Raw genomic sequence first — 22,797 nt, forward strand, 5'->3', positions numbered from 1 at the left:
GAAAAACCATGCCTACCAAAACCATCCATCTATTTTTAAAAACTACTACTTTCTTCATTATAATCAAATTTTAATTGCTACTCCATCCGGTTAAAAAAAGAAAGGATTAAAAACACTACTAAACATACAGGTTTTATTTTTAATTTCCTAATCCTTTTGTCTTTTCCTTTTAAGACGAAAAAAGACTGCAAAACGCTAAAGGGATGAGATGGCATGGGACCAAAGCTGTTATTCATTTATGGCAATGGCGTGTTCAGTATGAAGATAAATAAACCACATAGCCCACATAGGACACATAGTTTATTGCGGCCAAAGCAGCATTTGCTAATTCTAAGGGAAGCCCTCTATGTGAACGATGCCACTATGTGGTTAAATAAATACTGTAGATTCATCGAAGGGATGTCCATTATCTATAAATTTCCAGCACCCTCTCAGGGTGAGTTGGCAACTACATCCCAGGTGTCTGATTGGTTACGGAAATGATCCATTGGTAATGCCGGAAACCAAAGACAAACCCTAAAAAGTCCGTTTCTTAAAATGCACCCGATTAGCCATTACAAATGGCTTGTTGGCGGGTATTTTCTGTTTATGATTCCGAAAATAGTTGAGTGATTAGCATACTTCACCCAGTACTGGCTATTTCCTATTGAAGATGTTTTAGTATTGATTTATTAGCTGACAGCCTGTTTCAATAAATTTAAATGATCGGAAAATCCCCCTTTGTCCCCCTTTGGAAAGGGGGAATTGTGTACGTTCGAATAGGTGGTAATCAAGAGGTTGCAATTCTGGTGGATTTGCCCAAATCTTGTTATCTTTACTACTCGTTTTCGATTCGCAACGCAGATTATGGAAAAGCCAGAAGATAAAGTTAAAGAACCGTTTTCCGCCTATGGACGCTATTCCTATGCGGATTACCTTTCCTGGCAGCTGGATGAGATGGTGGAGCTGATCCGCGGAAAGGTATTCCGGCAGGCGGCTGCTCCTCGTAGAATCCATCAGGGGCTTACGGTAGCCTTGGTAACGAGAATTCACGGATTTTTAAAAGGAGGAAGCTGTAAGGTGTATACCGCCCCCTTTGATGTGCGCCTTCCGGTTTCTTCCAGAAAGCATACCGACATCGATACCGTGGTACAACCGGACCTCTGTGTGGTATGCGACCCGGAGAAGTTGGACGAGCTGGGCTGCGTAGGTGCTCCGGACCTGATTGTTGAGATTCTCTCTCCGGGAAACAATAAGAAAGAGTTGCAATTGAAATATGAAGTGTACGAAGCCTCGGGTGTAAAGGAATATTGGGTCATTCATCCCGACGAACGCACCTTGCTGATCTATACCCTGGAATCCGGAAAATACCGACCCTCCCGGTTATTTACCTTGGGAGACGAAGTGAAGTCTCAGGTTTTTTCGGGTTTTGTCCTGGATCTGGATGAAGTTTTTGGGGAGTTGTAGGCTTAGGCTTTCAGCGATGCGTCTTTGAATATTGATTGGCGTAAATAAAAAGAATTGTGTTATCATTACAGCCTATGAGCCTGATCCCAAATTGTGGGATGAAAATTTTAGAAAGAAAAACTAATAGCTATGGAATGCTCATTATGTAAAAATGGCACCACCGAAAAGGGTTATGTAACAGTGACGCTGGAAAAAGGTGAAACCATCGTGTTGATTAAAAGCGTGCCTGCAGAAGTTTGCACCAATTGTGGGCATTACTATCTTTCCGAGAAAACGACACAATTAGTTTTGGACAAAGGAAAGGAAGCTTACAGCAAAGGTACCGAACTGGAAGTAGTGAAACTTCAAGTGGCCTGACTGGAAGTAGGTGAGTTGAAGCGATTATGAGGTTGAAACACAACAAATAGGATTAACCAATTACTTCAAATCACATTTCCGGTAAATCCTGCCCGACCTTCAGTACTTGAACTTTTCCGAAACGGTCGTTCCGACCATTTCTTTTGCAGCGGCCACAATCCCATCCGGATCGAATCCACATTCCCGGTGCAATTCTATCTGTTCGCCGTGTTCGATAACTTCATCCGGTATTCCCAGTCTTTTAACCCTGGATTGGTAATTGTGATCTACCATCCATTCCAGAATGGCACTGCCAAATCCTCCCATCAGACAGCCATCCTCAATGGTAATGACCTTATCAAATTTATTAAAAATTTCATGAAGCATGGATTCGTCCAATGGCTTTACAAATCGCATGTCGTAATGGGCCAGATCGATGCCTTTATTTTGGAGTTTTTCTGCAGCTTCCACTGCATAATTCCCCACATGACCAATGCTTAAAATGGCCAGGTCCTTTCCTTCTCTGATAATACGTCCCTGCCCGGTAGGAATTTTTCTTAACGGTTTTCTCCAATCGGGCATTACGCCCTGTCCCCTGGGATAACGAAGGGCATAAGGTCCTGAATGTTCCGAAGCCGAAAACATCAGGTTCCGCAATTCTTCCTCATTCATGGGCGCACTTACTACCAGATTGGGAAGACAACGGAAAAAAGCCAGGTCATAGGCACCATGGTGAGTGGGACCATCCGCACCAGCAAATCCCGCTCTGTCCAGACAGAATACTACGGGTAAATCCTGCAGGCAAACATCATGGATCACCTGATCGTAAGCCCGCTGCATAAAAGTACTGTAGATATTGCAAAAAGGCGTGAGACCCTGGGTGGCCAGACCGGCAGAAAAGGTCACGGCATGCTGTTCGGCGATACCGACATCAAAGGACCTATCCGGATACGCTTGCATCATCAGGTTCATGGATGAACCAGAAGGCATGGCCGGGGTAACACCAACTATTTTTTCATTTTGTTCGGCCAGTTCCACCAGGGTATGGCCAAATACCTCCTGATATTTCGGGGCTTGGGGCCTGGTGGGGATTTTTTTGGAAATTTCCCCGGTGATTTTGTCAAATTTTCCGGGTGCATGCCACTTGGTCTGGTCTTTTTCAGCAGGAGCAAAACCCTTTCCTTTCACGGTAATGCAATGCAGAATTTTTGGCCCGGGAATGTCTTTCAGGTCGTTTAAAATTTCTACCAGGTGGTTGACATCGTGTCCATCTACCGGTCCGAAATACCTTAAATTCAGTGATTCAAAGAGATTGCTTTGTTTGAGCAAGGCGGACTTGATGGCCCCTTCTACCTTAGAAACCACATCCTGAGCACTAAAACCAAATTTACTGATTTTGCCCAACAGGCTCCACACCTCATCTTTTACTTTGTTGTAGGTATGGGATGTGGTAATATCGGTGAGATAATCCTTTAGAGCACCCACATTGGGGTCGATGGACATGCAGTTGTCATTGAGGATAATCAACAGATTGGTATCTGAAACCCCTGCATGGTTCATGGCTTCAAAAGCCATACCCCCGGTCATGGCTCCATCACCGATCACTGCCACATGCTGCCGGTGACTTTCGTCTTTGTATTTGGAAGCCATAGCCATGCCCAATGCAGCAGAAATAGAGGTACTTGAGTGACCTACTCCGAATGCATCATAAGGGCTTTCTTTTCTTTTGGGAAAACCCGACAAGCCTTTGTAAAGTCTATTGGTATAAAATTGCTCCCTGCGACCGGTAAGTATTTTATGTCCATAGGCCTGATGCCCTACATCCCACACCAGCTGGTCATCAGGGGTGTTGAGTACATAATGCAATGCAACCGTCAATTCCACCACTCCCAAACCAGCGCCGAAGTGTCCACCATAGATGGACACATGGTCAATAATGAATTGCCTTAATTCATCACAGATTTGAACCAATTGGTCTTTATGGAAGTTTTTTAGGTCGTCCGGATATTGGATTTCCCTGAGTAATTTTCCAGGTTCTATTTGCATATGCAGCGTTTCTTTATAAAAATTAATAACCCCCCGTCTCTGTATAATGTTTAATAATACCAATAATTATTCAAGACCCCATGGTTTTAAGGAAATTATTCGGATGCCTATTGATTTAAAAAGATAAGTAATATCTTTGATCGCAACAGGAAATGCAAAAATAACAAAAAATAATCGTATCCAGTGAGTTTTGAAATCAAATTACCCTTATTTGAAGGACCATTTGACCTGATGCTTTTCTTTATAGAAAGGGATGAGCTGGATATTTATGATATTCCCATCTCCAAAATCACGAATGATTTTCTGGATTATATCCATAAGTTGGAGAAAATGGAGATTGAAATAGCCAGTGAGTTCATCCTTTTTGCGGCCACTTTGATGAAAATCAAATCCAAAATGCTTTTGCCCAGACCAGAGTTAAATGAAGAGGGAGAAGAAATAGATCCACGTGAGGAACTGATCAGGCATTTATTGGAATACAAAAAATATAAGTCTGTGATCGCCGAGCTCTCAGAAATGGAGAAAGACAGGATGGGTAAATTCGCCAGGGGAAATGTGATGGATGAGTTAAAGCAGGTATCAAAAGTCGATAATGTTGATGCCGAATTGCAGGACCTGGACCTGTACAGCCTCCTTAAAGTGTACCAAAAGGTCATGACCAAATTCGCTCACAGAAGCGATGATACCAAACATACGGTCATTCAATATCCGTATACCATCGAACAACAAAAGTCCCTGATCCTTGACAGACTCAATGAAAAGCCGAGGATCCCTTTTTCGGATTTTATCGTTTATAATCCGGATAAGATTTTTGTCATTTATACTTTTTTAGCCATTTTAGAATTGCTTCAGCTTGCCCTTGTGACCATAAAGATAGGTGAAGGTTTCAATAATTTTTGGGTTGAAAAGCTTGCATCCATACCAGTAGAAAACACATGAAAATAGACAATAGGGAAGTTTTTAAAACCTTAAACCCCAATAAGGTTTGGGTTCCTGTATTGATCGGGATTGCGATTGTACTTGTAATGTTCTACATGGACCCAACTGTCAATGTGCAAACGCTCAGGGGGGTTTTTGATGCTTCGGCCTGGTCCCTGCTTTTGGCTGTGGTATTTATATTTCTGCGGGATGCAGGCTATGTTTTCAGGATCAGGGAAGTGACGGACAAGCACCTTACCTGGAACAGGGCCATCTTTGTCATTGTCCTGTGGGAATTTGCCTCTGCAGTCACCCCCTCTATTGTAGGCGGTACAGCAGTGGCGGTATTTATTTTGAATAAAGAAGGGATACCTCTCGGAAAGGCTTTGGCCTTTACCATGTTAACAGCCATTTTGGACAACCTGTTTTTTGTGTTGGGAGCTCCAATTATTCTGTTTTTTGCCCAGGGCTATATTTTTCCAGATAGCAGGGTTTTGGAAATGCGCCTGGGAAACAGCCTTGAATACCTCTTTTGGGTGAGCTACTCCTTGTACACTTTGTATTCTTTGCTAATGGCACTGGCCTTGTTTTACCGGCCCAGGGTTTTCAAATGGCTGCTGTTAAAACTTTTTTCCATCAGGTGGCTTAAGAAATGGAAATACCAGGCAAATATTTATGGGGATCAAATCATACAGGCAAGCAAGGAATTCAGGGGTAAAAACCTGAAATACTGGCTGGTAATTATTTTCACCACCATTTTCATCTGGTCTGCCAGGTATTTTATGCTGAATGCCCTGATTTCGGCCTACTCCAGCATCAGTATTTTCGAACATGTAGTCATCTTTGCCCGTCAGATCATCATGTGGATTGTAATGATGATCAGTCCTACGCCGGGAAGTAGCGGGACGGCAGAGTTTTTCTTCGCGCAGTTTTTTAATGAATTCCTCACGGGTTATACCTTTGTTACCAGCATACTCTGGCGCATGTTCTCGTATTATCCTTACCTGCTTTTGGGAGCCATTTTTCTGCCGCGCTGGATCAGGCAGGTCTTTTTCAAGAAGAAAGATAAAACTGATAACAAGTCCGTTGATTAATGAATGATCCGGTTTTATACAGCATCCAAAATCAAGACCCAGTCGTGACCTTTTCCTCCTGAACTGGGCGGTACAAAAGTATTACTGGGAGCCTTGCTAATAATTCCGGCATCTATCTGGTTTCCGGTCCTGGGATCGTACCAGGTGACCTTTAGTAGTCTGGAATTTAGTGGTTTGCAGTTCACTGCCTTGCTTTGACCGGTAGGGAAGTAAACCATGGCATAACTTCCTTCACTGTCTCTGGTTGCAATGACAAAATCTGTATTATCTTCCTGATTAGCGGGTATCATTTCCGGCGCCGGAATCCTTGTCAGAAATGGCCTGCTCAGCATAAGGTTTTTGAGATGTTTCATTTGATTGGCCATGGGTAAGTCCAGTGCCACTTTCCATGGCCTAAGGGGTCCATTGATCCCTTCCCTGTCTGTGGTGTACATTTGCCATACGTCATGGCATCCGTAGGTCTGTCCAAATGCACCTGCAAACACATTCCAATACATGATCCTTCGGATATCTTCCGGAAGGCTGTATCCCAGTTCTTTGGCATTGAAGCAATTGGGATGATCTTCATACAATGGCTCACCATCCAGGGTAGGCTTGACAGGCTGTAAGTTGTAATCGTAGCTAATTTTTTGGTAAGTAGGTTGGTTGGCGCAGTGACCAGTCTGGTGCATGTTGAAATCCAGCCATTCGTCATTGTGAAACCAATTACTGGATCCACCGGGTCCAGCGGGTTGGGGGTGGAAAGTCATCAATGCTTTGTCCTGCCCCCCGGTTCCCTCGACAATACCCGCCGCCAGGGCTCTCCAAATGGCTACGTCCGAAGTTCCTTCCCTGGGGTTTCGGTCCCCACCAATGACCCAAATGATGTTGGACTGGTCTTTGTAGCGGTTGCCTATCCATTTGCCAAAAGATCTGGCATTTTCTTCCGTAAACACTTCCGGCCCCTTTCCCCAGGAATGGGTAAAAACCTTATCTCCCCAGGTTGGTAGCAGGGCAATGTAGATACCCTCGGCAGCTGCCATTTCTACCACCTTATCCACATGCGAAAAATAGGCCGGGTTGGGTTGCCTGGGATCCAGACCAATGAGGGGTGTTTCTCCGTATGGGTTAGGGCTTTGGAGACCATCAATCTCGGCGAGTGCCACTGCCTGTACCACATTAAAGCCTTGTTCGGCGCGTTTTTTAAGGTAGAAAGCGGCTTCCTCCCGGTCACAGCGGTGGAAAAGTTCCCAGGCGGTATCAGCCATCCAAAAAAATGGCTCACAATCTTCAGTAATCATAAATCTTTGATTTTCAGAAATCCTGAGTCGGGGAAGGCCTTCCTGACCGTAGGTGAAAGCAAGGGAGAAAAGGAACAAAAACAGGAATAAAAAGGATTTTGGGCTCATGTTCATGGGGAATGGCTGAACATGCAATATAGGAAAAATCAAAAAACAGCAGGAAAATCCGGCTGTGCTTTTGGAAAAATGTTAAAAGTTCATAAAATTTCCCCCAACTCTTTTGTGCTTAAGGGCTGGGGGAAACTGGGATCAGCTTACCTGCTCAAAGGCATTGAAAAAGAAACTGCCTTCTATGGATGCATTTTCATCTGAGTCTGAACCATGAACCGCATTGGCCTCAATGGATGTGGCATAAAGTTTTCGAATGGTACCTTCTGCTGCATTCTCCGGGTTGGTAGCACCGATCAACTCCCTGAAATCTGCCACTGCATTATCTTTTTCCAGGATGGCAGCAATGATAGGGCCTGAGGACATGTATTGGCATAAATCGGAATAAAATGGCCTTTCCTGGTGCACTTTGTAAAATTCTCCGGCAAGTTCTTTATTAAGCCTGGTTGCCTTAAGGGAAATAATTTTGAAACCCGCCTCTTCAATCATTTTCAATATTGCGCCTGCGTTTCCTGCTCCGAAAGCATCAGGCTTGATCATGGTAAATGTTCTATTGGTAGCCATAAATTGTTTGTTTTGTTTGTTAAGGCCACAAAATTAATCCTTTTCAATGAAAGACCGAAGGTAATGGGGCATTTCTGAAAAAACTGCACGCAGCTGGAAAAATTGCCATTGGGAATTTCAGAAAATTATACAGAACTTTGTCGTCCGTGTTTTTAAAATACGGTATTCAAATAATACACATGCAGGAATTAGATCTATTTAAAGAACAGATTTCATCAGCTTCATCCAAAAAGATCATCATCACCACCCATCATAAACCTGACGCAGATGCCCTGGGGTCCTCATTGGCGCTGGCCGGCTATCTGAAAAAGAAAAACCATCAGGTAACCGTGGTGAGCCCATCCGACTATCCTTCGTTTTTACATTGGATGAAAGGGAATGATGAAGTAGTGAATTTTGAGGATCCTGAAAAGGAAAAGGAAGCCAGGAAATTGATCGCCGACGCGGAGATCATCTTTTGTCTGGATTTCTCCAACCTTGGAAGATTGCAGGGAATGGAACAGGCAGTAAGGGAGTCCAAAGCCTTTATGGTCAATATTGACCACCATCAGGATCCGGAGGAATTTGCAGATTTCAGCTTTTGCAGTTCCAAGGCAGCGGCCACCTGCGAGTTATTGTACGACTTGATTGTAAAAGTGGGAGATAGGGAATTGATCGATAAGGATATTGCAGAGTGCCTTTACTCCGGTATTATGACGGATACCGGAGGATTCAGACATCCCAATACCACCAAGAATGTACATTTGGTAACGGCAGAACTGATAGAACTGGGGGCGGACAATTCCAAAATTGCAAGGCTTATTTATGATACCAATTCCGTCAATCGACTTAAGTTCTTAGGTTTTGCATTGACCAGAAGGTTAACCATATTGCCGGAATTAAGCACAGCCTATTTTGGAATAAGCAAAAAGGACCTTAGGAAATACCAATCTCAGACCGGCGATACAGAGGGGCTGGTTAATTATGCACTTTCCCTCGATGGAATAAAAATTGCTGCCCTGTTTACTGAAAGAAAAGACGGGGTGAAAATTTCATTTCGCTCTTCTGAAGAAGTAGCAGTCAATAAATTTGCGGCTTCCTTTTTTGAAGGGGGAGGTCATAAAAATGCCTCGGGTGGGATCTCTAAGCTTTCTTTGGAGGATACCATTCAGCGATTCGAAAAATTAGTAAAAGAAAACAAACATATCCTATTTAATCAATTAGCATTAGTCGATGAAAAAAATCAATAATTTAGTTTTAGGAGTTCTTCTGGTAAGCTCTGGTTTGCTTTTTTCCTGTGAAAAAACCCAGACAACATCCGATGGTATTGAATACAAATACATCAATCAGGGGGATCAGGAGACCAAGGACGGAGAATTCGTGGTCTATCACTTTACAGCCAAAACCGGCAGTGATTCCTTGTTTATTTCCAGCTATGATCAGCCGGTACCTCCTTATTTACAGCATTTGGATTCTGCGGAAGCAAAGACAGGTATAGATGAAATATTTCTAAACCTGAACAACGGAGACAGCATTGTCATCACATCCACTGCAGAAAAAATATTTCTTGAAAATGTGCCCCCATTCCTGGAGAATGATGAGACCGTGACCATTAGTATTGGTGTGCTTAACGTGCTTGAAGAAGAGGTGTTTGAAGATTACTTCAATGACCTGGTGGCCGAACAGCAAAAAAAGCAATCCGAACAGGCTGGTGTTCAGTTGGATGAAGATGTGCAGACCATAGAATCTTATATTCAGGAAAATAATTTGGATGCAAGCAAGACAGCATCGGGGCTTTATTACGTCATAGAAGAAGAAGGTTCAGGAGCTCAGGTAGAGCAGGGAGATAAAATCTCTGTGAACTACACGGGTTATGTGCTGGATGGTACCGTATTCGATACCAGCATAGAGAGCAAAGCCAAAGAGGCCAATACCTATGATGAAAACAGACCCTATGAGCCTTTCACCTTTGATGTAGGACAGGGAATGGTCATTCCGGGATGGGATGAAGGACTTCAATTGTTGAAAGAAGGAGCAAAAGCTAAGTTTTTGATCCCTTCACCTTTAGCCTATGGTCCCAGTCAGCGAGGTGCCGTTATAGTGCCTAATTCTATATTGATATTTGATGTAGAAGTAACTGATGTAGAAAAGCAATAGCCCGTTTTTGGGTTATTGAAGCGCATATAAATAGTAACTACCATGAAAAAAAGTGCTTTAACCTGGGGCATGCTGCCTGCAGTTGTATTGATGGCTTCCTGTATTTCCGAGGAAGAAAATGTCGATGTGGTTTTCGAGCAGGATCTGCAGAAAATCGAGGAATATATCCAGACTGTGGAGACGGAGTACATGCGGAGGGAAACGGTAGGTGATACAGGTATTGAGCTTTTATTCACTGAGGTAGTAGAGGAGGGGGAATTGCCTGATGGCAGGGATACCTTGTCGGTAGATTATACTGGTATGCTTCTGGATGGTACCGTATTCGATAGCTCCCTGGAGCAGGTGGCCCAGGACAATGATGTCTTCAATCCCGATAGAACTTACGAGCCGTATGAAATTATTTTGGGTGTTTCCAATGTAATCAATGGTTGGCACTGGTCTTTATCCCGTATGAAGGAGGGTGAAAAGGCCATTGCCCTGATTCCTTCCGCTTATGCGTATGGCAGCCAGGCTAACGGACCTATTCCTGCCAATTCAGTACTGGTGTTTGAACTGGACCTGGTAGAGGTTAGACCTTACCAACCTTAAACCAACAGAGATGAGATTTTACCGTAGCATTTACATTTTTTTAGTGGCTGCACTGGCCGTTTCCTGCGACAATCAGATGGGGGGCTTTGGAGGTCCAGTGTACGATAGGGAAGGTAACCTGGCCATAGACCGGGAAATCATTGCGGAATATTTGGAAACCGCTCCCTTTGACAGTCTTTACCGCATTCACGACCCATCAGGTGTAGTCATCATTGTAGAAGAAGAGGGAGAGGGCTCCCGGCCAACTTCAGGCAATGTGGTCTATACCAACTACACCGGATACCTATTGGATGGGACGGTTTTTGATTCGAATCTGGAGGATGTTGCCCGGGAAAACAATATCTATGATGAAGATAGAAATTATGATATTTTTTCTTTCTTTATTGATTTACCGGCTTCCCAGGGCGGAGCTATACAAGGATTCAGTATGGGATTTAAGCGCCTGAGAAGCGGTGCAAAGGCTACCATAATCATTCCCTCGCCTTATGGCTATCAGGACAATGAAAACGTCATCCGGGTACCTGCAAATTCCGTGTTGGTATTTGATGTGGAGTTTTTGGGACTGGATTAAAAAAATAAGCAGAGATAAAAAAACCTCCTGAATTCAATTCAGGAGGTTTTTTTTTTATTTAATTTTTGACACTGTAATTTGGTGCCTCCCGGGTAATGCTGATGTCATGCGGGTGAGACTCCCTTACACCTGCAGCGGTTACTTTTACGAATTTTCCGTTTTCTTTGAGGTCCTCAATGGTAGCTGTACCGCAATAGCCCATACCGGCCTGAAGTCCTCCGATCAATTGGTACAATACTTCAGAAACCAGACCTTTGAATGCTACCCGGCCCACAATTCCTTCGGGCACAAGTTTTTTAATATTGTCCTCTGCATCCTGAAAATAACGGTCTTTAGATCCGGATTCCATTGCTTCTATAGATCCCATTCCCCTGTAGGACTTGAATTTTCTACCTTCAAAAATGATGATTTCTCCGGGAGCTTCTTCAGTTCCCGCCAAAATAGACCCGATCATCACCGAACTGGCACCCGCCGCAAGGGCCTTGACGATATCACCTGAATAACGGATCCCTCCATCTGCGATCACAGGAACACCTCTGTCTTTCAAAACCCTGGCAGTTTCCATAACAGCAGACAATTGTGGCATACCCACTCCGGCAATCACTCGTGTGGTACAAATGCTTCCTGGTCCTACACCCACTTTAACAGCATCAGCACCTGCATCAGCTAAGGCTGTCGCTGCCTCGGCAGTGGCAATATTCCCTACTATTACTTCCAGATCAGGGAAGTTGGCCTTGATTTTTTTACAAGTATCGATTACCCCTTTGGAGTGGCCATGAGCGGTATCAATGGAAACCACATCAACCCCAGCGACTTTTAGGGCTTCCACTCTTTCTACAATATCCGAGGTAACACCTACTGCAGCACCTACCCTCAGCCTTCCAAACTCATCTTTGCAGGCATTGGGTTTGTCCTTCCTTTTCAGAATATCTTTATAAGTTATCAGGCCGGTTAATTTGTATTCTTCATCAACGATGGGTAATTTTTCTATTTTGTATTCCTGAAGGATCTCTTCTGCCTGCTCCAGGCTGATGCCTGCTTTGGCAGTAAAAAGGTTGTCCTTGGTCATGATTTCCCTTACCGGTCTTTCCATGTCCTTGATAAATCTTAAATCCCTGTTGGTGATGATGCCTTTCAGGAAACGTGCTTCATCCACTACCGGAATACCGCCTATATTGAATTCCCTCATGATGGCCTCGGCATCTTTTACCTTGGCATTGATATCCAATGTGATCGGGTCCAAAATCATCCCGCTTTGGGATCTTTTTACCTTGCGGACCTGGGCGGCCTGCTTTTCTATGGACATGTTTTTGTGGATGAAACCCAATCCTCCCTCCAAGGCAATAGCAATAGCCAACTCGGCTTCTGTGACCGTATCCATAGCAGAAGAAACCAGGGGAATCTGCAGCCGGATTTTGCGCGTAAGTTGAGTAGCAGTGCTTGTATTTCGGGGAAGTACCTCAGAATAACCGGGTACCAAAAGCACATCATCATAGGTGAGTGCTTCGAAGAGAAATTTATTTGTGTCTGGAATCATGGCAAATGGTTAGTAACCCTATTTGCCCGTCAAAGGTACGATGTTTTTCACATGCAAATCAATGATTTAACGAAAAAAAATTACAGCCTACTTCCTGAATTCTTCTAATCAAAGGAATATTCTTTGGATGATAGGGGGAGCGTCATTTCTCAAAAATCTTTCTGGCGATCAGTCGCGAGATGGCCTGCATACCCTGGTTGTTCGGATGTCGGGATACACTCTCATTGGCGTATTCTCCCAATGCCATGTACTTTTGTTTCGTTCCCAGATGTGAAATTTCCACGACCTGCCAATCCATTTGGGAAGCAGCATGATACAATTGCGCATTGACCGGGGGGTTAGGCCAAAAGGTGCTGGTCAAAATTACCCTGGTTTGGTCGGTGCAAAGGTACCCGGCAAAATCCCGCAAGCTTTGTGAGAAATTCCAACCTTCAACCTTTTCGAGAGGTACATTTTCTCCCAATCTGATTACCAAAAGATCAGCTTGAAAGGCTTGCAGTTGTTCGTATTGGGTGAAATCTATGGTGGAAAACTGCCTTTCAAAAGGAAAAACATTTTCCCGAATCATTTGCAAACCAGGTAGGTGAAGTTGCAGGCTATCCTGAAGCAGGGAAAAGTAGTCTTTATCAGCAGCACTGGCAGCCATTCCCCAATCGGCATTCCAGCCAATACTTGCATCCGGAGGATGATAGGTTATGCTGTTTCCTATGACGAGGATTTTTTGGATTTTTCGGGGTTGGTTTTCCCCCGGTTGACAGGAGAAAATAAGACCGATTAACCCAAGACATAAACTTAATTTCCTCACTCCTGATTTCATGTGTCTATAATTGTCTTTAAGTGGCCATAACTTGCCCCGATAAATCGGGGTGGAATCTCGCATGGTTGATAATCATTCCTCCGTGTGCCGCTTGCGTCATGCCTGTCTGCCTCGGGCAGGCTCGATTTCATGCTTTTTTTATCATTTTGGCAATGTAAAATCCATCAAAGCCACTTTCATGGGAAAGGACTTGAGTTTCCTCCAGGAGTTCAAAGGATTTACCTGCCGGACTGCTTAGAAATGCGGCTACTTGTAAATGGTTCTCAGAGGGTAAAATGCTGCAAGTGGCATAAACCAAAATACCTCCGGGCTTAAGCATGGAAGGATATTGAGCAAGGATATCCCGCTGTATACCCTGGACTTTGGTGATGGATTCAGGACTTAGTTTCCATTTGGTATCCGGATTTCTTTTGAGCACCCCCAATCCGGAACAAGGGACATCCAGTAACAGGCGGTCAGCACTGGCATGCAATCTTTTGATGGTTTTACTGCTCTCTATGGGTTTGGTTTCAATAATGGAAATACCGGCTCTTCTAGCCCTTAATTTGGTGTTTTTCAGCTTCCATGCTTCCAGGTCCATAGAAAGGATTCTGCCTTTGTTTTCCATTAAAGCAGCCAAATGCAGGGATTTTCCCCCGGCACCTGCGCAGGCATCAATGACCCGCATACCGGGTTGCACATCCAGGGCAGCAGCTACCATTTGCGAGGAGGCATCCTGTACCTCAAACAGGCCCTCTTTAAACAATGGGGTTCTAAATACATTCTTCCTCCTTTGCAATACCAAGGCATCAGGATAGCCCTTGATAGCATGCGTGGAAATATCCAGTTCTTCCAGTTGTGCCTTGAGTTGTGACTTATTGGTTTTAATGGTATTAACCCGTAAAACTACTTCGGCTTCCTGGTTGAGGCTGGCCAGCTCCTCCTCCCATTTATCTGCCAATTGCTCCGTACCCAGCTGATCCAGCCAATCGGGGATGGATTGCAATAGGGCCCTTTGGGTGATTTTTTCCTTTTTGCTATTGATTTTCTGCTTGTCAATTCCTTTGAATTCTTTCCAATCAGGTAGTGTCCTCTCCTGTAGTGTCCAGAAGGTGCCAAACCACTTGTAATAATCGGCTCCCGGGCTCAGGTACTGAATGAGACGTTTCCAGCGAACGATCTCATAAACACTCTCTGCAATGAAGGCCCTGTCTCTGGCTCCCCATTTCGGATTGGATTTCAGCACCCGCTCAATGACCTTATCAGCATATTGGTTCTTGTCAAAAATGTCCTCCAGGGCTTTGACTACCCCATTCACCGTGTTCGGGAAAAGCTTCATAAATCTCTTTCTTTTAAAATGCAAATATAGGTAAATAAAAATGCAGGAAAGGCGAAGCTGGTTTTTGCCTGGGAAGGAAAAGGCAGATATTTGGCAGGATTTTGGTACTTTTGCCATTATGGGAGAAAAAAAATGCCCCCATTGCGGGAAATGGTCCGATTGGAACCAAAATTTAACAGACACCTGCCAGCATTGCGGCCATACCCTTGGAGGGGCAGACTTGGAATTTCAGGAAAAAAGGGCAGCTCAGATAAAAGCGAATGAAGAACAGTGGATCTTTTACATCAGGGAAACCGACAGTGAATTTGTAAAAGGAGTGAAAAAGGCAGGTAATTTCTTTTATACTATTTATATTTCCATTATTACTTTTATTGCCTGGCTGATTGCCGCTTTGCCCGGATAATGTCCATCCTTAAAAACCCATACTTCCTATTACCGGCCTTGCTTTTCTGGGTAAATCAATACCTGGAGCGAATTCAGGCCATTTTCATTCCTTATCTATATAGTTATTTTGATGACCTAATGGCCATGCCGGTGGTCTTGGGGACGACACTTCAAATATACCGCTGGATCCACCCTTTAAAAAATGGCTTTGTTTTCACCCCTGTACAGGTAATGGTAGGCTTGGTTTACTTCAGCATCTTGTTTGAAGGACTGCTGCCAATCTGGTCTTCCACCTATACCAGGGATTTTTGGGATGTGGGATGTTACCTTATAGGTACTGTTTATTTCTATTTTTTGATCAACAGAAATCGAGCATGACGAGAATCTCACACAGTGGGATGATTATTAATCATGCTAAGATTCCCCGTCCGACTGGCGTCAGCCGGGCGGGCATCTGACCATTTAAAGACAATTATAAACATATGAAAAGTAAACTGATTAATTTTGCTGGCACATGGGCATACCACTGAGAGATGTTTACAAGCAGTACTGTACCGCACTAAGCGGCAGTTATCCGGTTGAAGAAGCAAGAAACCTGGTTTATTGGCTTTTTGAAGCTTTTCTGGAATGTGAAAGAAAGGACCTTTTACTGGATAGGGAATTGCCCTTTATTCCCCGGGAAATGGAAGCGGCACTGGATAAATTAAAAGCAGGCATGCCCATACAATATGTGCTTGGAAAAGCTCCTTTTTATGGAAGGACCTTTCTGATGAGCCCGGCTGTTTTGGTGCCCAGAAATGAAACGGAGGAACTGGTGCACCTTATTCTGGCCAACCATTCAGGAAAGCTAAAAGTGTTGGACTTGGGCACAGGTTCTGGTTGCATCGCCATTACCCTGGACCTGGAGTGGTCGGAATCGCAGGTGCAGGCTTTGGATATCAGCCCGGATGCCATCGAAATGGCCCGGCGTAATGCAGCAGCAATGGATGCTTCGGTCAGCTTTTTCCATGCGGATATGTTGGAGACCGAATTGCCCTTGGAAATGGTAGATATCATGGTAAGCAATCCACCCTATGTACTTGAGCTGGAAAAAGGGGGCATGCATCAGAATGTACTGGCTCATGAACCTCATTCGGCCCTTTTTGTGCCCGACCATGACCCCCTGAAGTTTTACAGGGCCATTGTCCGGCATGCCCGCCAATACCTAAATCCCGGTGGATACCTGTATGTTGAAATCAATGAAGCTTACGGAAAGGAAGTGTCAGATTTGATGTCAGGGACTGGTATGGAAGAAGTCCGGGTTTATCAAGATTTGATGGGTAAGGACCGGGTAGTATGGGGAAGAAAACCGAGTTGCTTAAATGCTGGTTCCCATCCAAAATAATTGCTCACTTTTAAATCCATGCAAACCTTCTGCTACATGTAAATGGTCAACGGATTTCAGGAGTATCCAGGTGGTACAGTTCCGGGTTTCGTGCCTGATCTTCTGCCCCTCCTCACCAAGCAACTGAATTTTTGACCTGGGAAGCCATTTTTGGATCAATCCTTTATTTGCAGGGCTATACCTGAGCTCATTCTTGAAAAATACGATGTCCAGGAAAGGTAAAAAAGGGGTTAATTTATCTGCATCAAAAGGATCAAAAGCCAGGATATTGACGGCATGATGACCGGATTGGACAAGGTATTCTAAACCAGCCTCCATATACCTGCTCTCGCCGGCGGTCACAAACTTCACTGGAAATTGTTCTTCCGAAAGCACATCGTTTTCCTTTTGAAAATCTGTGTCCGCCAAAATAATATCCACTTTTATTCCCAGAGACAACATTTTGAACACCGTTTCCTGACTAACGATTATTGTGGGTACCCATTCCAACAGAGAATGAAGCGTAGCTAAATCCCATCCCTCCAGTGTCAGTATCAATAGAGCGGGTTCCTGTTGTTCTTTTACAAAATGATGAGAGGACATGTTTTTTTTATCAAATAAGAAATTTAAGGGAATATAAGCCGCAGATTTCTTTTTGCTGCTTTTTCGAGAACATTATTTATCCCATCAGATTTCAGGGAATTTATCAGCATGCTCAGGATAATAGGATATTTTTTATAATTTTGGTTGCATAAGTTTTGCAGGAAGCCCCAAAGGCAAGTATGCCGCATTCGTAAAATCCACCTAAAAGAAAACAGCTATGCCGATTTCCCAACCGATTAATTTCACCAAATGGATTGAAGAAAACAGACATCTGTTAAAACCACCCGTTGGGAACCAGCAGATGTACCTGAAAAACGAAGACTTTATCGTCATGGTGGTTGGAGGTCCCAATGCCAGAAAAGATTACCATTATAACGAAGGGGAAGAATTTTTTTACCAGGTAGAAGGAGACATCACCCTGAAAGTGGTGGATGAAGGGCAAATGAAAGACATTACCATCAAAGAGGGGGATGTGTTTTTATTGCCGCCCAGAACCCCTCATAGTCCCAGAAGACCTGCCAACACGGTGGGTTTGGTCATTGAAAGATACCGAAAGCCCGGAGAAAAGGATGGTTTTTTGTGGTTTTGTGAAAACTGTGGACATAAATTGTATGAAGAATATCAGGCCATCACGGACATAGTCAATCAACTTCCCCCTATCATGGACCGGTTTTGGGCCAATCCTGAGCATACCACCTGTGAGCAATGTGGAACAGTAATGAGCAAATAACCCCTCCCTAAACACCCTGTTTTCTTCTTGAATAGCCATTTCTTGTCCTACCATTTATGGATGTTTCACCTTATGTTTTTAGTCTGGATTTTGCCAGGGAGATGGATGAAAAAGATCCACTAAGGCAATTTCGGGAAAAGTTTTATATCCCCGAGAAAAATGCCAAGCCTGTTATTTACTTCTGTGGGAATTCCCTGGGACTGCAACCGAAAACAGTTGCGGCACATATCAATAAGGATTTAAAAAAATGGGCCGATAAGGGTGTGGATGGACATTTCGAGGGTACTGTACCCTGGGTGGATGCCCGCAAGCCTTCCAAGCCTATTCTGGCCAATTTATTGGGCGCACTTCCGGAGGAGGTTGTAGCCATGAATAGCCTGAGTGTCAACCTTCACCTCTTACTGGTTTCCTTTTACCGGCCTGAGGGGAAGCGATTTAAAATCCTTACAGAAGCCGGGGCCTTCCCTTCAGACCAATATATTTTGGCCTCACAGGTAGCCTACCATGGGTACCATCCGGATGAGGCCATCATAGAAATGAGCCCAAGACCGGGTGAGCATTTGCTCAGGACAAATGATATTCTTGAAAAAATCCGGGAACACCGGGATGAGCTTGCATTGGTGATGATGTCTGGAGTGCAATATTATACCGGCCAGTTTTTTGATATGGAAGCCATCGGCAAGGAAGCCTCCTCTCATGAAATTAAGGTGGGTTTTGATTTGGCCCATGCCATTGGTAATGTGCCGCTGGCCATGCATGACTGGGGAGTGGATTTTGCCACCTGGTGCAGCTACAAGTACCTCAACTCCGGACCCGGCAATGTTTCGGGAATTTTTGTCCACCAAAAACATGGAAAGGACAAAAATATACCCCGTTTTGCAGGTTGGTGGGGACATGATGAGGGGAAACGCTTTTTGATGGAAAAAACCTTTGATCCCATGCCCGGGGCAGATGGCTGGTTGTTGAGCAATGACCCTGTTTTAGGCCTGGCAGCGCATCAGGCATCACTGGATATTTTTGCTGAAGCAGGCATGGAAAAAATACGCACCAAGTCTGAACTATTGACCGGGTATTTGGAGTTTGTTATTCGTGAAACAATTGGTGGGCCAGAAGAGTTTCTATTGATAACTCCTTCAAAACCAAATGAAAGGGGCTGTCAGCTTTCTTTGTCTATTCATAAAGCGGGCAAAGAAATATTTGACTCCTGGACGGCAAAAGGGCTGGTAGCCGATTGGAGAAACCCCAATGTGATCAGACTCGCCCCCACACCTTTGTACAACAGTTTTCAGGATGTTTTTGCCTTCGGTAAAATGGTGCAATCATCCATGAAGGAGGGACAGTAGAATCAGAGACCCCCAAAACCTATTGAATCAATGAAGAAAGAAAAAATAAACTTACTGGGAGCAGGATTGATCGGTTCCCTTTTGGCCATTTACCTTAGAAAAAGAGGGTTGGATGTAGCCATTTATGAAAAAAGACAAGATTGGCGACAGGTAGATACCTCAGGAGAAGGCCGTTCCATCAACATGGCTTTAAGTTATCGTGGTTGGAAAGCACTAGAAAGAGCCGGTATTAAGGACAAGGTCATACCTTATACGCAACCCATGTATGGCAGGAGGATTCATGATGAGCATGGCGACACCTTTTTCCAGCCCTATGGAAAGGAAAATCAGGCCATTTACTCCATAAGCAGGAATGCTTTCAATAAAATACTCCTGGATGAAGCAGAGGAGCAGGGTGCATCCATTTATTTTCAACATAAGGTAGAGCATGTCAATGTGGCCAAAAGGGAAGTTACCTTTAGCCTGGCTGATGGTTCTTCCAAAAATATAGCCGCAGAGGTGTTGATCGGATCTGATGGTGCTTATTCAGCCCTTAGAAATGCCTTTCAAAGCCAGCTGCGTTTTAATTTTAACCAACAATATGTATCACATGGCTACAAGGAACTGAGCATTCCCACTACTCCGGAGGGTGATTTTGCGATGGATCCGAATGCCTTACATATATGGCCAAGGGGAAAATTCATGCTGATAGCACTTCCCAACCTGGATAAGTCCTTTACCTGTACGCTTTTTTTACCCTTTGAAGGGTATAAGGTCAGTTTTGAAAACATCCATGATGAGCAGGATGTAGAGCAGGTTTTCAAAACGCATTTCAATGATGCATATAATTTGATGCCTACTTTGCTGCAGGACTTCAAGCGGAATCCCACAGCAGCCTTGATCAATACGGAATGTTATCCGTGGACAGATAACAATACCTTGCTGATAGGAGACGCAGCACATGCCATGGTGCCATTTTACGGGCAGGGCATGAACTGTGGTTTTGAAGATTGCTCCATTTTAGATGGATTGGTGGGCAAATATGGCACCTCTTCCTGGGACTTGGTTTTCGGAAAATTCCAAAAGGGCCGGAAACCGGATACCGATGCCATCTGTCAGTTGGCCATGGATAATTTTGTGGAGATGAGCGATAATGTAGCCGATCCCAAATTTCTGATCAGGAAGAAAATTGAAGCCAGGTTACATGAACTTTTCCCTGAGGAATGGGTGCCGCTGTACAGCATGGTGACATTCTCAGAAATGAAATATTCCGAAGCTTATGCCATTGGAAAGCTTCAGGAGAAAGTAATGGACCGGGTGATGAGTGATCCGCTGATTACCCAAAATTGGGATAGTTTGGATTATGAAGAAATCCTGCATCAGGTAGTCGTAGCTGGAGCGGTTTAAATCACAGATCGGTTTTGAAGCGCTGGTTAAATCCTCTGATGCCCTGAAGACCTCCTGTGTGAATGAGTAGAATCCGGGTGCCTTTGTGAAAAGCATCATTCCTTATCAGATCCATTAGACCGTATAGCATTTTACCTGTATATAATGGTTCGAGTGGAAGCCCGCAAGTCTCTTTAATTTCTTTTATGAACGCGATCAGTTCAGGTTTGAATTTGCCATACCCGCCAAAATGGTAAGTGGTATGGATGTCCCAGGAACAAGAAGGGTTGATCTGCTGATCCTCCAAAAGCTTGCTGATTTCCTGATGGATAAATGCTCCCTTTAAAGCCGAAAAGCCCAACACCTGCTGGTTTGTGGAGGCACTTGCCAGCAAACCGGCAAAAGTTCCCCCGGTTCCTATTGGAACAGCCACTACGTCCATTAACTTATCTTCTGGATCCAGTATTTCCCGGCTGCCTTTGATGGCGAGGGCATTGGTGCCTCCTTCCGGAATAATATAAACCTCGCCGAATTTTAACCTGAGCTGTTCCAATACTAATGGAGATTGTTTCCCCCGATAGTCTGTCCGGGGCATGGGATACAGTTGCATGCCTTGATTTTCGGCGTCAGACAGAGTGGGATTGAGAGGTCTTGGGATTTCGCCCCTGATCAGACCGATGGATTGCAGGCCATTTTGTGCAGCTGAAATAGCGGTTGCATGGATATGGTTTGAAAAAGCACCACCAAAAGTCAGGATTTTGGCATATCCTCTTTCCTTCGCTGCCCGAATGTTGTGCAGCAACTTGTAATGTTTGTTTCCCTGTATCAGCGGATGCAAAAGGTCCAGCCTTTTAACGACAACCTGTATTTGTTTTTCCCCGAGCAGAGGCAGTTGAAGGGTTTGGTAAAAGGGCAATAAATGCTTTTTCAAAGTAAATTATCCAATTATTTGATAACAACATAAATCCGCAGTACCTGCTGCCCAGGTGCTGAAGCTTTTAGAGAAAAAACCTTCAGGTTTTACTCATTTGACTTAAACCCGGTCTATATTACAGGGCTTGGGATCAGACTGCAATGGAATTTCTCTTGCATATTTCGGGTGTAACCAGCAGCTGATGATTATCAGCAACTGAAAGGTTTGTGGATTTTAATGATAAAATACCGATTGTTTTTGATCAAATCCTAATTTTGTACCATGACTAAATCCATAGACGAGGAATTACCGGAAGAGGAATCCTATTTTGAACGCATCGAATTGTTTGTTGATCCGGGGCAGCGTCCCTTGCGCATAGACAAGTTCATTACCGATAAAGTAGCCAATGCTTCCCGAAACAAAGTGCAACAACGCATCACAGATGGGGAGGTGAAAGTAAATGGCCTTTCTGTAAAATCCAATTACAAGACCAAGGCAGGGGATCTGATCAGTTTTGTCATGGAAAGGAGCAGAAAGGATCCGGATGTGATTCCCGAGCCCATTCCTTTGGATATCCGGTATGAAGATGAGCACCTGTTGGTGGTATGTAAACCCGCAGGAATGGTAGTGCACCCCGCTCATGGAAACTGGACCGGAACCCTGGTAAATGGATTGGCTTATTATTTCAAAAGTCTGCCTGAATTGCCCGGAAATTCAGGTCGCCCCGGGCTGGTACACCGCATAGATAAAGATACTTCCGGGCTTTTGGTGGTGGCCAAATCCGAAAAGGCAATGACTCATCTTGCCAAGCAGTTTTTTGACCACAGCATACAGCGCAGTTATCTGGCCCTGGTATGGGGAGAGATGAAAGAAGAAGAGGGAACCATTGATGTGCCCATTGGTAGGGGACTAAAGGACAGAAAGGTAATGCAGGTATATCCCGATGGGGAGACAGGTAAATCAGCCGTCACCCATTGGAAATTGATACAAAGGCTGAGGTACGTCAGTTTGATTGAATGCACATTGGAAACCGGAAGAACACATCAAATCAGGGTTCATATGAAATACCTGGGACATCCATTGTTTAATGATCCGGTGTATGGAGGGGACAAAATCAGAAAGGGAACGCAGTTTTCCAAGTATAAAACCTTTGTACAAAATTGTTTTGAACTTTTGCCGAGGCAGGCCTTGCATGCCAAATCCCTGGGATTTATCCATCCTGTTTCCGGAAAAGAGATGTTTTTTGACAGTGAAATCCCTGCAGATATGGAATCTGTTATTCAGAAATGGAAAAACTATGTTCAATATCAAAAATAAGAGATTATTAAATTGTTAAT

General features: G+C 44.1%; 23 protein-coding genes. 15 read left to right on the forward strand and 8 right to left on the reverse strand.

Annotated features, from left to right (window positions below; genetic code table 11):
- Nucleotides 1–846: 846 nt before the first annotated feature.
- Together G9Q97_RS08975 and G9Q97_RS08980 are read left to right on the forward strand one after the other, a co-directional pair.
- On the forward strand, nucleotides 847–1,446 hold the full coding sequence (locus G9Q97_RS08975) for a Uma2 family endonuclease (protein ID WP_166145852.1): 600 nt from the start codon (nucleotides 847–849) through the stop codon (nucleotides 1,444–1,446).
- Between the two features lie 129 nt (nucleotides 1,447–1,575).
- The gene (locus tag G9Q97_RS08980) at nucleotides 1,576–1,803 is read left to right on the forward strand and encodes a type II toxin-antitoxin system MqsA family antitoxin (protein WP_166145855.1); all 228 of its coding nucleotides are present in this window, start codon (nucleotides 1,576–1,578) and stop codon (nucleotides 1,801–1,803) included.
- Nucleotides 1,804–1,902: 99 nt separating this feature from the next.
- Here G9Q97_RS08980 and dxs read toward each other — a convergent pair whose 3' ends face one another.
- Nucleotides 1,903–3,828 (reverse strand): 1-deoxy-D-xylulose-5-phosphate synthase, encoded by a 1,926-nt coding sequence (gene dxs / locus G9Q97_RS08985; RefSeq protein WP_166145857.1) that lies wholly within the window; start codon nucleotides 3,826–3,828, stop codon nucleotides 1,903–1,905.
- Nucleotides 3,829–4,011: 183 nt separating this feature from the next.
- Between dxs and G9Q97_RS08990 the strand changes: the two genes are divergently transcribed.
- Both G9Q97_RS08990 and G9Q97_RS08995 read left to right on the forward strand, forming a co-directional pair.
- Nucleotides 4,012–4,767 (forward strand): segregation and condensation protein A, encoded by a 756-nt coding sequence (locus G9Q97_RS08990; RefSeq protein WP_166145860.1) that lies wholly within the window; start codon nucleotides 4,012–4,014, stop codon nucleotides 4,765–4,767.
- A complete protein-coding gene (locus G9Q97_RS08995; protein ID WP_166145863.1) occupies nucleotides 4,764–5,840 on the forward strand; it encodes a lysylphosphatidylglycerol synthase transmembrane domain-containing protein in 1,077 nt (358 codons plus the stop codon). Before G9Q97_RS08990 ends, G9Q97_RS08995 begins: the two co-directional genes overlap by 4 nt.
- A 14-nt stretch (nucleotides 5,841–5,854) precedes the next feature.
- Here the strand turns inward: G9Q97_RS08995 and G9Q97_RS09000 are convergent, their stop codons facing one another.
- Nucleotides 5,855–7,228, reverse strand: coding sequence for a glycoside hydrolase family 140 protein (locus G9Q97_RS09000; RefSeq protein ID WP_246255546.1), 1,374 nt, complete (start codon nucleotides 7,226–7,228; stop codon nucleotides 5,855–5,857).
- Between the two features lie 141 nt (nucleotides 7,229–7,369).
- A complete protein-coding gene (locus tag G9Q97_RS09005) occupies nucleotides 7,370–7,792 on the reverse strand; it encodes a nucleoside-diphosphate kinase (RefSeq protein ID WP_166145869.1) in 423 nt (140 codons plus the stop codon).
- A 179-nt stretch (nucleotides 7,793–7,971) separates the two neighbouring features.
- Here G9Q97_RS09005 and G9Q97_RS09010 point away from each other — a divergent pair, with 179 nt between their 5' ends.
- From G9Q97_RS09010 to G9Q97_RS09025, 4 genes are read left to right on the forward strand one after another with little or no spacing between them, the layout of a single operon-like run.
- Nucleotides 7,972–9,021, forward strand: a complete 1,050-nt coding sequence (locus G9Q97_RS09010) for a DHH family phosphoesterase (protein WP_166145872.1) — start codon at nucleotides 7,972–7,974, stop codon at nucleotides 9,019–9,021.
- Nucleotides 9,005–9,928, forward strand: coding sequence for an FKBP-type peptidyl-prolyl cis-trans isomerase (locus G9Q97_RS09015; protein WP_166145875.1), 924 nt, complete (start codon nucleotides 9,005–9,007; stop codon nucleotides 9,926–9,928). The genes G9Q97_RS09010 and G9Q97_RS09015 overlap by 17 nt, the downstream gene beginning before the upstream one ends.
- Before the next feature lie 42 nt (nucleotides 9,929–9,970).
- On the forward strand, nucleotides 9,971–10,516 hold the full coding sequence (locus G9Q97_RS09020) for an FKBP-type peptidyl-prolyl cis-trans isomerase (RefSeq protein WP_246255547.1): 546 nt from the start codon (nucleotides 9,971–9,973) through the stop codon (nucleotides 10,514–10,516).
- Between the two features lie 10 nt (nucleotides 10,517–10,526).
- Entirely contained in the window at nucleotides 10,527–11,087 is a 561-nt protein-coding gene (locus G9Q97_RS09025) for an FKBP-type peptidyl-prolyl cis-trans isomerase (RefSeq protein ID WP_166145878.1), read from the forward strand.
- A gap of 58 nt (nucleotides 11,088–11,145) precedes the next feature.
- Here G9Q97_RS09025 and guaB read toward each other — a convergent pair whose 3' ends face one another.
- The 3 genes from guaB to G9Q97_RS09040 all read right to left on the reverse strand — a co-directional run bounded on the left by guaB (nucleotide 11,146) and on the right by G9Q97_RS09040 (nucleotide 14,759).
- On the reverse strand, nucleotides 11,146–12,624 hold the full coding sequence (gene guaB, locus G9Q97_RS09030) for an IMP dehydrogenase (protein WP_166145881.1): 1,479 nt from the start codon (nucleotides 12,622–12,624) through the stop codon (nucleotides 11,146–11,148).
- Between the two features lie 142 nt (nucleotides 12,625–12,766).
- The gene (locus G9Q97_RS09035; protein ID WP_166145884.1) at nucleotides 12,767–13,504 is read right to left on the reverse strand and encodes an SGNH/GDSL hydrolase family protein; all 738 of its coding nucleotides are present in this window, start codon (nucleotides 13,502–13,504) and stop codon (nucleotides 12,767–12,769) included.
- A gap of 64 nt (nucleotides 13,505–13,568) precedes the next feature.
- On the reverse strand, nucleotides 13,569–14,759 hold the full coding sequence (locus G9Q97_RS09040; RefSeq protein ID WP_166145886.1) for an RsmB/NOP family class I SAM-dependent RNA methyltransferase: 1,191 nt from the start codon (nucleotides 14,757–14,759) through the stop codon (nucleotides 13,569–13,571).
- Between the two features lie 40 nt (nucleotides 14,760–14,799).
- On the opposite strand from G9Q97_RS09040, the gene G9Q97_RS09045 reads away from it, so the two are divergent.
- From G9Q97_RS09045 to prmC, 3 genes are all read left to right on the forward strand, one after another.
- Complete coding sequence (locus G9Q97_RS09045; protein ID WP_246255548.1) at nucleotides 14,800–15,162, forward strand: hypothetical protein; 363 nt, start codon at nucleotides 14,800–14,802, stop codon at nucleotides 15,160–15,162.
- Nucleotides 15,162–15,521, forward strand: coding sequence for a magnesium citrate secondary transporter (locus tag G9Q97_RS09050; protein ID WP_166145889.1), 360 nt, complete (start codon nucleotides 15,162–15,164; stop codon nucleotides 15,519–15,521). The genes G9Q97_RS09045 and G9Q97_RS09050 overlap by 1 nt, the downstream gene beginning before the upstream one ends.
- 136 nt (nucleotides 15,522–15,657) lie before the next feature.
- Entirely contained in the window at nucleotides 15,658–16,527 is an 870-nt protein-coding gene (prmC, locus tag G9Q97_RS09055; RefSeq protein ID WP_166145892.1) for a peptide chain release factor N(5)-glutamine methyltransferase, read from the forward strand.
- On the opposite strand, the gene G9Q97_RS09060 is transcribed toward prmC, so the two are convergent.
- Nucleotides 16,501–17,109, reverse strand: coding sequence for a thiamine pyrophosphokinase (locus tag G9Q97_RS09060; RefSeq protein WP_166145895.1), 609 nt, complete (start codon nucleotides 17,107–17,109; stop codon nucleotides 16,501–16,503). The two genes, prmC and G9Q97_RS09060, sit on opposite strands and share 27 nt — an antisense overlap.
- A 217-nt stretch (nucleotides 17,110–17,326) precedes the next feature.
- On the opposite strand from G9Q97_RS09060, the gene G9Q97_RS09065 reads away from it, so the two are divergent.
- The 3 genes from G9Q97_RS09065 to G9Q97_RS09075 are packed head-to-tail and all read left to right on the forward strand — an operon-like array spanning nucleotide 17,327 to nucleotide 20,568.
- Complete coding sequence (locus G9Q97_RS09065; protein WP_166145898.1) at nucleotides 17,327–17,839, forward strand: 3-hydroxyanthranilate 3,4-dioxygenase; 513 nt, start codon at nucleotides 17,327–17,329, stop codon at nucleotides 17,837–17,839.
- Between the two features lie 56 nt (nucleotides 17,840–17,895).
- The gene (kynU, locus tag G9Q97_RS09070) at nucleotides 17,896–19,182 is read left to right on the forward strand and encodes a kynureninase (protein WP_166145901.1); all 1,287 of its coding nucleotides are present in this window, start codon (nucleotides 17,896–17,898) and stop codon (nucleotides 19,180–19,182) included.
- A 30-nt stretch (nucleotides 19,183–19,212) separates the two neighbouring features.
- Nucleotides 19,213–20,568, forward strand: a complete 1,356-nt coding sequence (locus G9Q97_RS09075) for an FAD-dependent oxidoreductase (RefSeq protein WP_166145904.1) — start codon at nucleotides 19,213–19,215, stop codon at nucleotides 20,566–20,568.
- 1 nt (nucleotide 20,569) lies between these two features.
- Here the strand turns inward: G9Q97_RS09075 and G9Q97_RS09080 are convergent, their stop codons facing one another.
- Nucleotides 20,570–21,478, reverse strand: a complete 909-nt coding sequence (locus tag G9Q97_RS09080; RefSeq protein WP_166145907.1) for a 1-aminocyclopropane-1-carboxylate deaminase/D-cysteine desulfhydrase — start codon at nucleotides 21,476–21,478, stop codon at nucleotides 20,570–20,572.
- Between the two features lie 264 nt (nucleotides 21,479–21,742).
- Between G9Q97_RS09080 and G9Q97_RS09085 the strand changes: the two genes are divergently transcribed.
- Nucleotides 21,743–22,777, forward strand: coding sequence for an RluA family pseudouridine synthase (locus G9Q97_RS09085; protein ID WP_166145910.1), 1,035 nt, complete (start codon nucleotides 21,743–21,745; stop codon nucleotides 22,775–22,777).
- The last annotated feature ends 20 nt before the right edge of the window (nucleotides 22,778–22,797 follow it).

Source organism: Cyclobacterium plantarum (assembly GCF_011290685.1).
In the GTDB taxonomy this organism is placed as follows: domain Bacteria; phylum Bacteroidota; class Bacteroidia; order Cytophagales; family Cyclobacteriaceae; genus Cyclobacterium; species Cyclobacterium plantarum.

Coding starts and splice junctions, on each gene's coding strand:
- G9Q97_RS09060 (WP_166145895.1), bottom strand. CDS start 17,109: ATGTCCTCTCATCATTTTGTAAAAGAACAACAGGAACCCGCTCTATTG.
- G9Q97_RS09005 (WP_166145869.1), bottom strand. CDS start 7,792: ATGGCTACCAATAGAACATTTACCATGATCAAGCCTGATGCTTTCGGA.
- G9Q97_RS09075 (WP_166145904.1), top strand. CDS start 19,213: ATGAAGAAAGAAAAAATAAACTTACTGGGAGCAGGATTGATCGGTTCC.
- G9Q97_RS09015 (WP_166145875.1), top strand. CDS start 9,005: ATGAAAAAAATCAATAATTTAGTTTTAGGAGTTCTTCTGGTAAGCTCT.
- G9Q97_RS09045 (WP_246255548.1), top strand. CDS start 14,800: ATGCAGGAAAGGCGAAGCTGGTTTTTGCCTGGGAAGGAAAAGGCAGAT.
- G9Q97_RS09010 (WP_166145872.1), top strand. CDS start 7,972: ATGCAGGAATTAGATCTATTTAAAGAACAGATTTCATCAGCTTCATCC.
- G9Q97_RS09035 (WP_166145884.1), bottom strand. CDS start 13,504: ATGCGAGATTCCACCCCGATTTATCGGGGCAAGTTATGGCCACTTAAA.
- G9Q97_RS08975 (WP_166145852.1), top strand. CDS start 847: ATGGAAAAGCCAGAAGATAAAGTTAAAGAACCGTTTTCCGCCTATGGA.
- G9Q97_RS08995 (WP_166145863.1), top strand. CDS start 4,764: ATGAAAATAGACAATAGGGAAGTTTTTAAAACCTTAAACCCCAATAAG.
- G9Q97_RS09025 (WP_166145878.1), top strand. CDS start 10,527: ATGAGATTTTACCGTAGCATTTACATTTTTTTAGTGGCTGCACTGGCC.
- G9Q97_RS09000 (WP_246255546.1), bottom strand. CDS start 7,228: ATGAGCCCAAAATCCTTTTTATTCCTGTTTTTGTTCCTTTTCTCCCTT.
- G9Q97_RS09065 (WP_166145898.1), top strand. CDS start 17,327: ATGCCGATTTCCCAACCGATTAATTTCACCAAATGGATTGAAGAAAAC.
- G9Q97_RS09040 (WP_166145886.1), bottom strand. CDS start 14,759: ATGAAGCTTTTCCCGAACACGGTGAATGGGGTAGTCAAAGCCCTGGAG.
- G9Q97_RS08980 (WP_166145855.1), top strand. CDS start 1,576: ATGGAATGCTCATTATGTAAAAATGGCACCACCGAAAAGGGTTATGTA.
- kynU (WP_166145901.1), top strand. CDS start 17,896: ATGGATGTTTCACCTTATGTTTTTAGTCTGGATTTTGCCAGGGAGATG.
- prmC (WP_166145892.1), top strand. CDS start 15,658: ATGGGCATACCACTGAGAGATGTTTACAAGCAGTACTGTACCGCACTA.
- guaB (WP_166145881.1), bottom strand. CDS start 12,624: ATGATTCCAGACACAAATAAATTTCTCTTCGAAGCACTCACCTATGAT.
- G9Q97_RS09020 (WP_246255547.1), top strand. CDS start 9,971: ATGAAAAAAAGTGCTTTAACCTGGGGCATGCTGCCTGCAGTTGTATTG.
- G9Q97_RS09085 (WP_166145910.1), top strand. CDS start 21,743: ATGACTAAATCCATAGACGAGGAATTACCGGAAGAGGAATCCTATTTT.
- dxs (WP_166145857.1), bottom strand. CDS start 3,828: ATGCAAATAGAACCTGGAAAATTACTCAGGGAAATCCAATATCCGGAC.
- G9Q97_RS09050 (WP_166145889.1), top strand. CDS start 15,162: ATGTCCATCCTTAAAAACCCATACTTCCTATTACCGGCCTTGCTTTTC.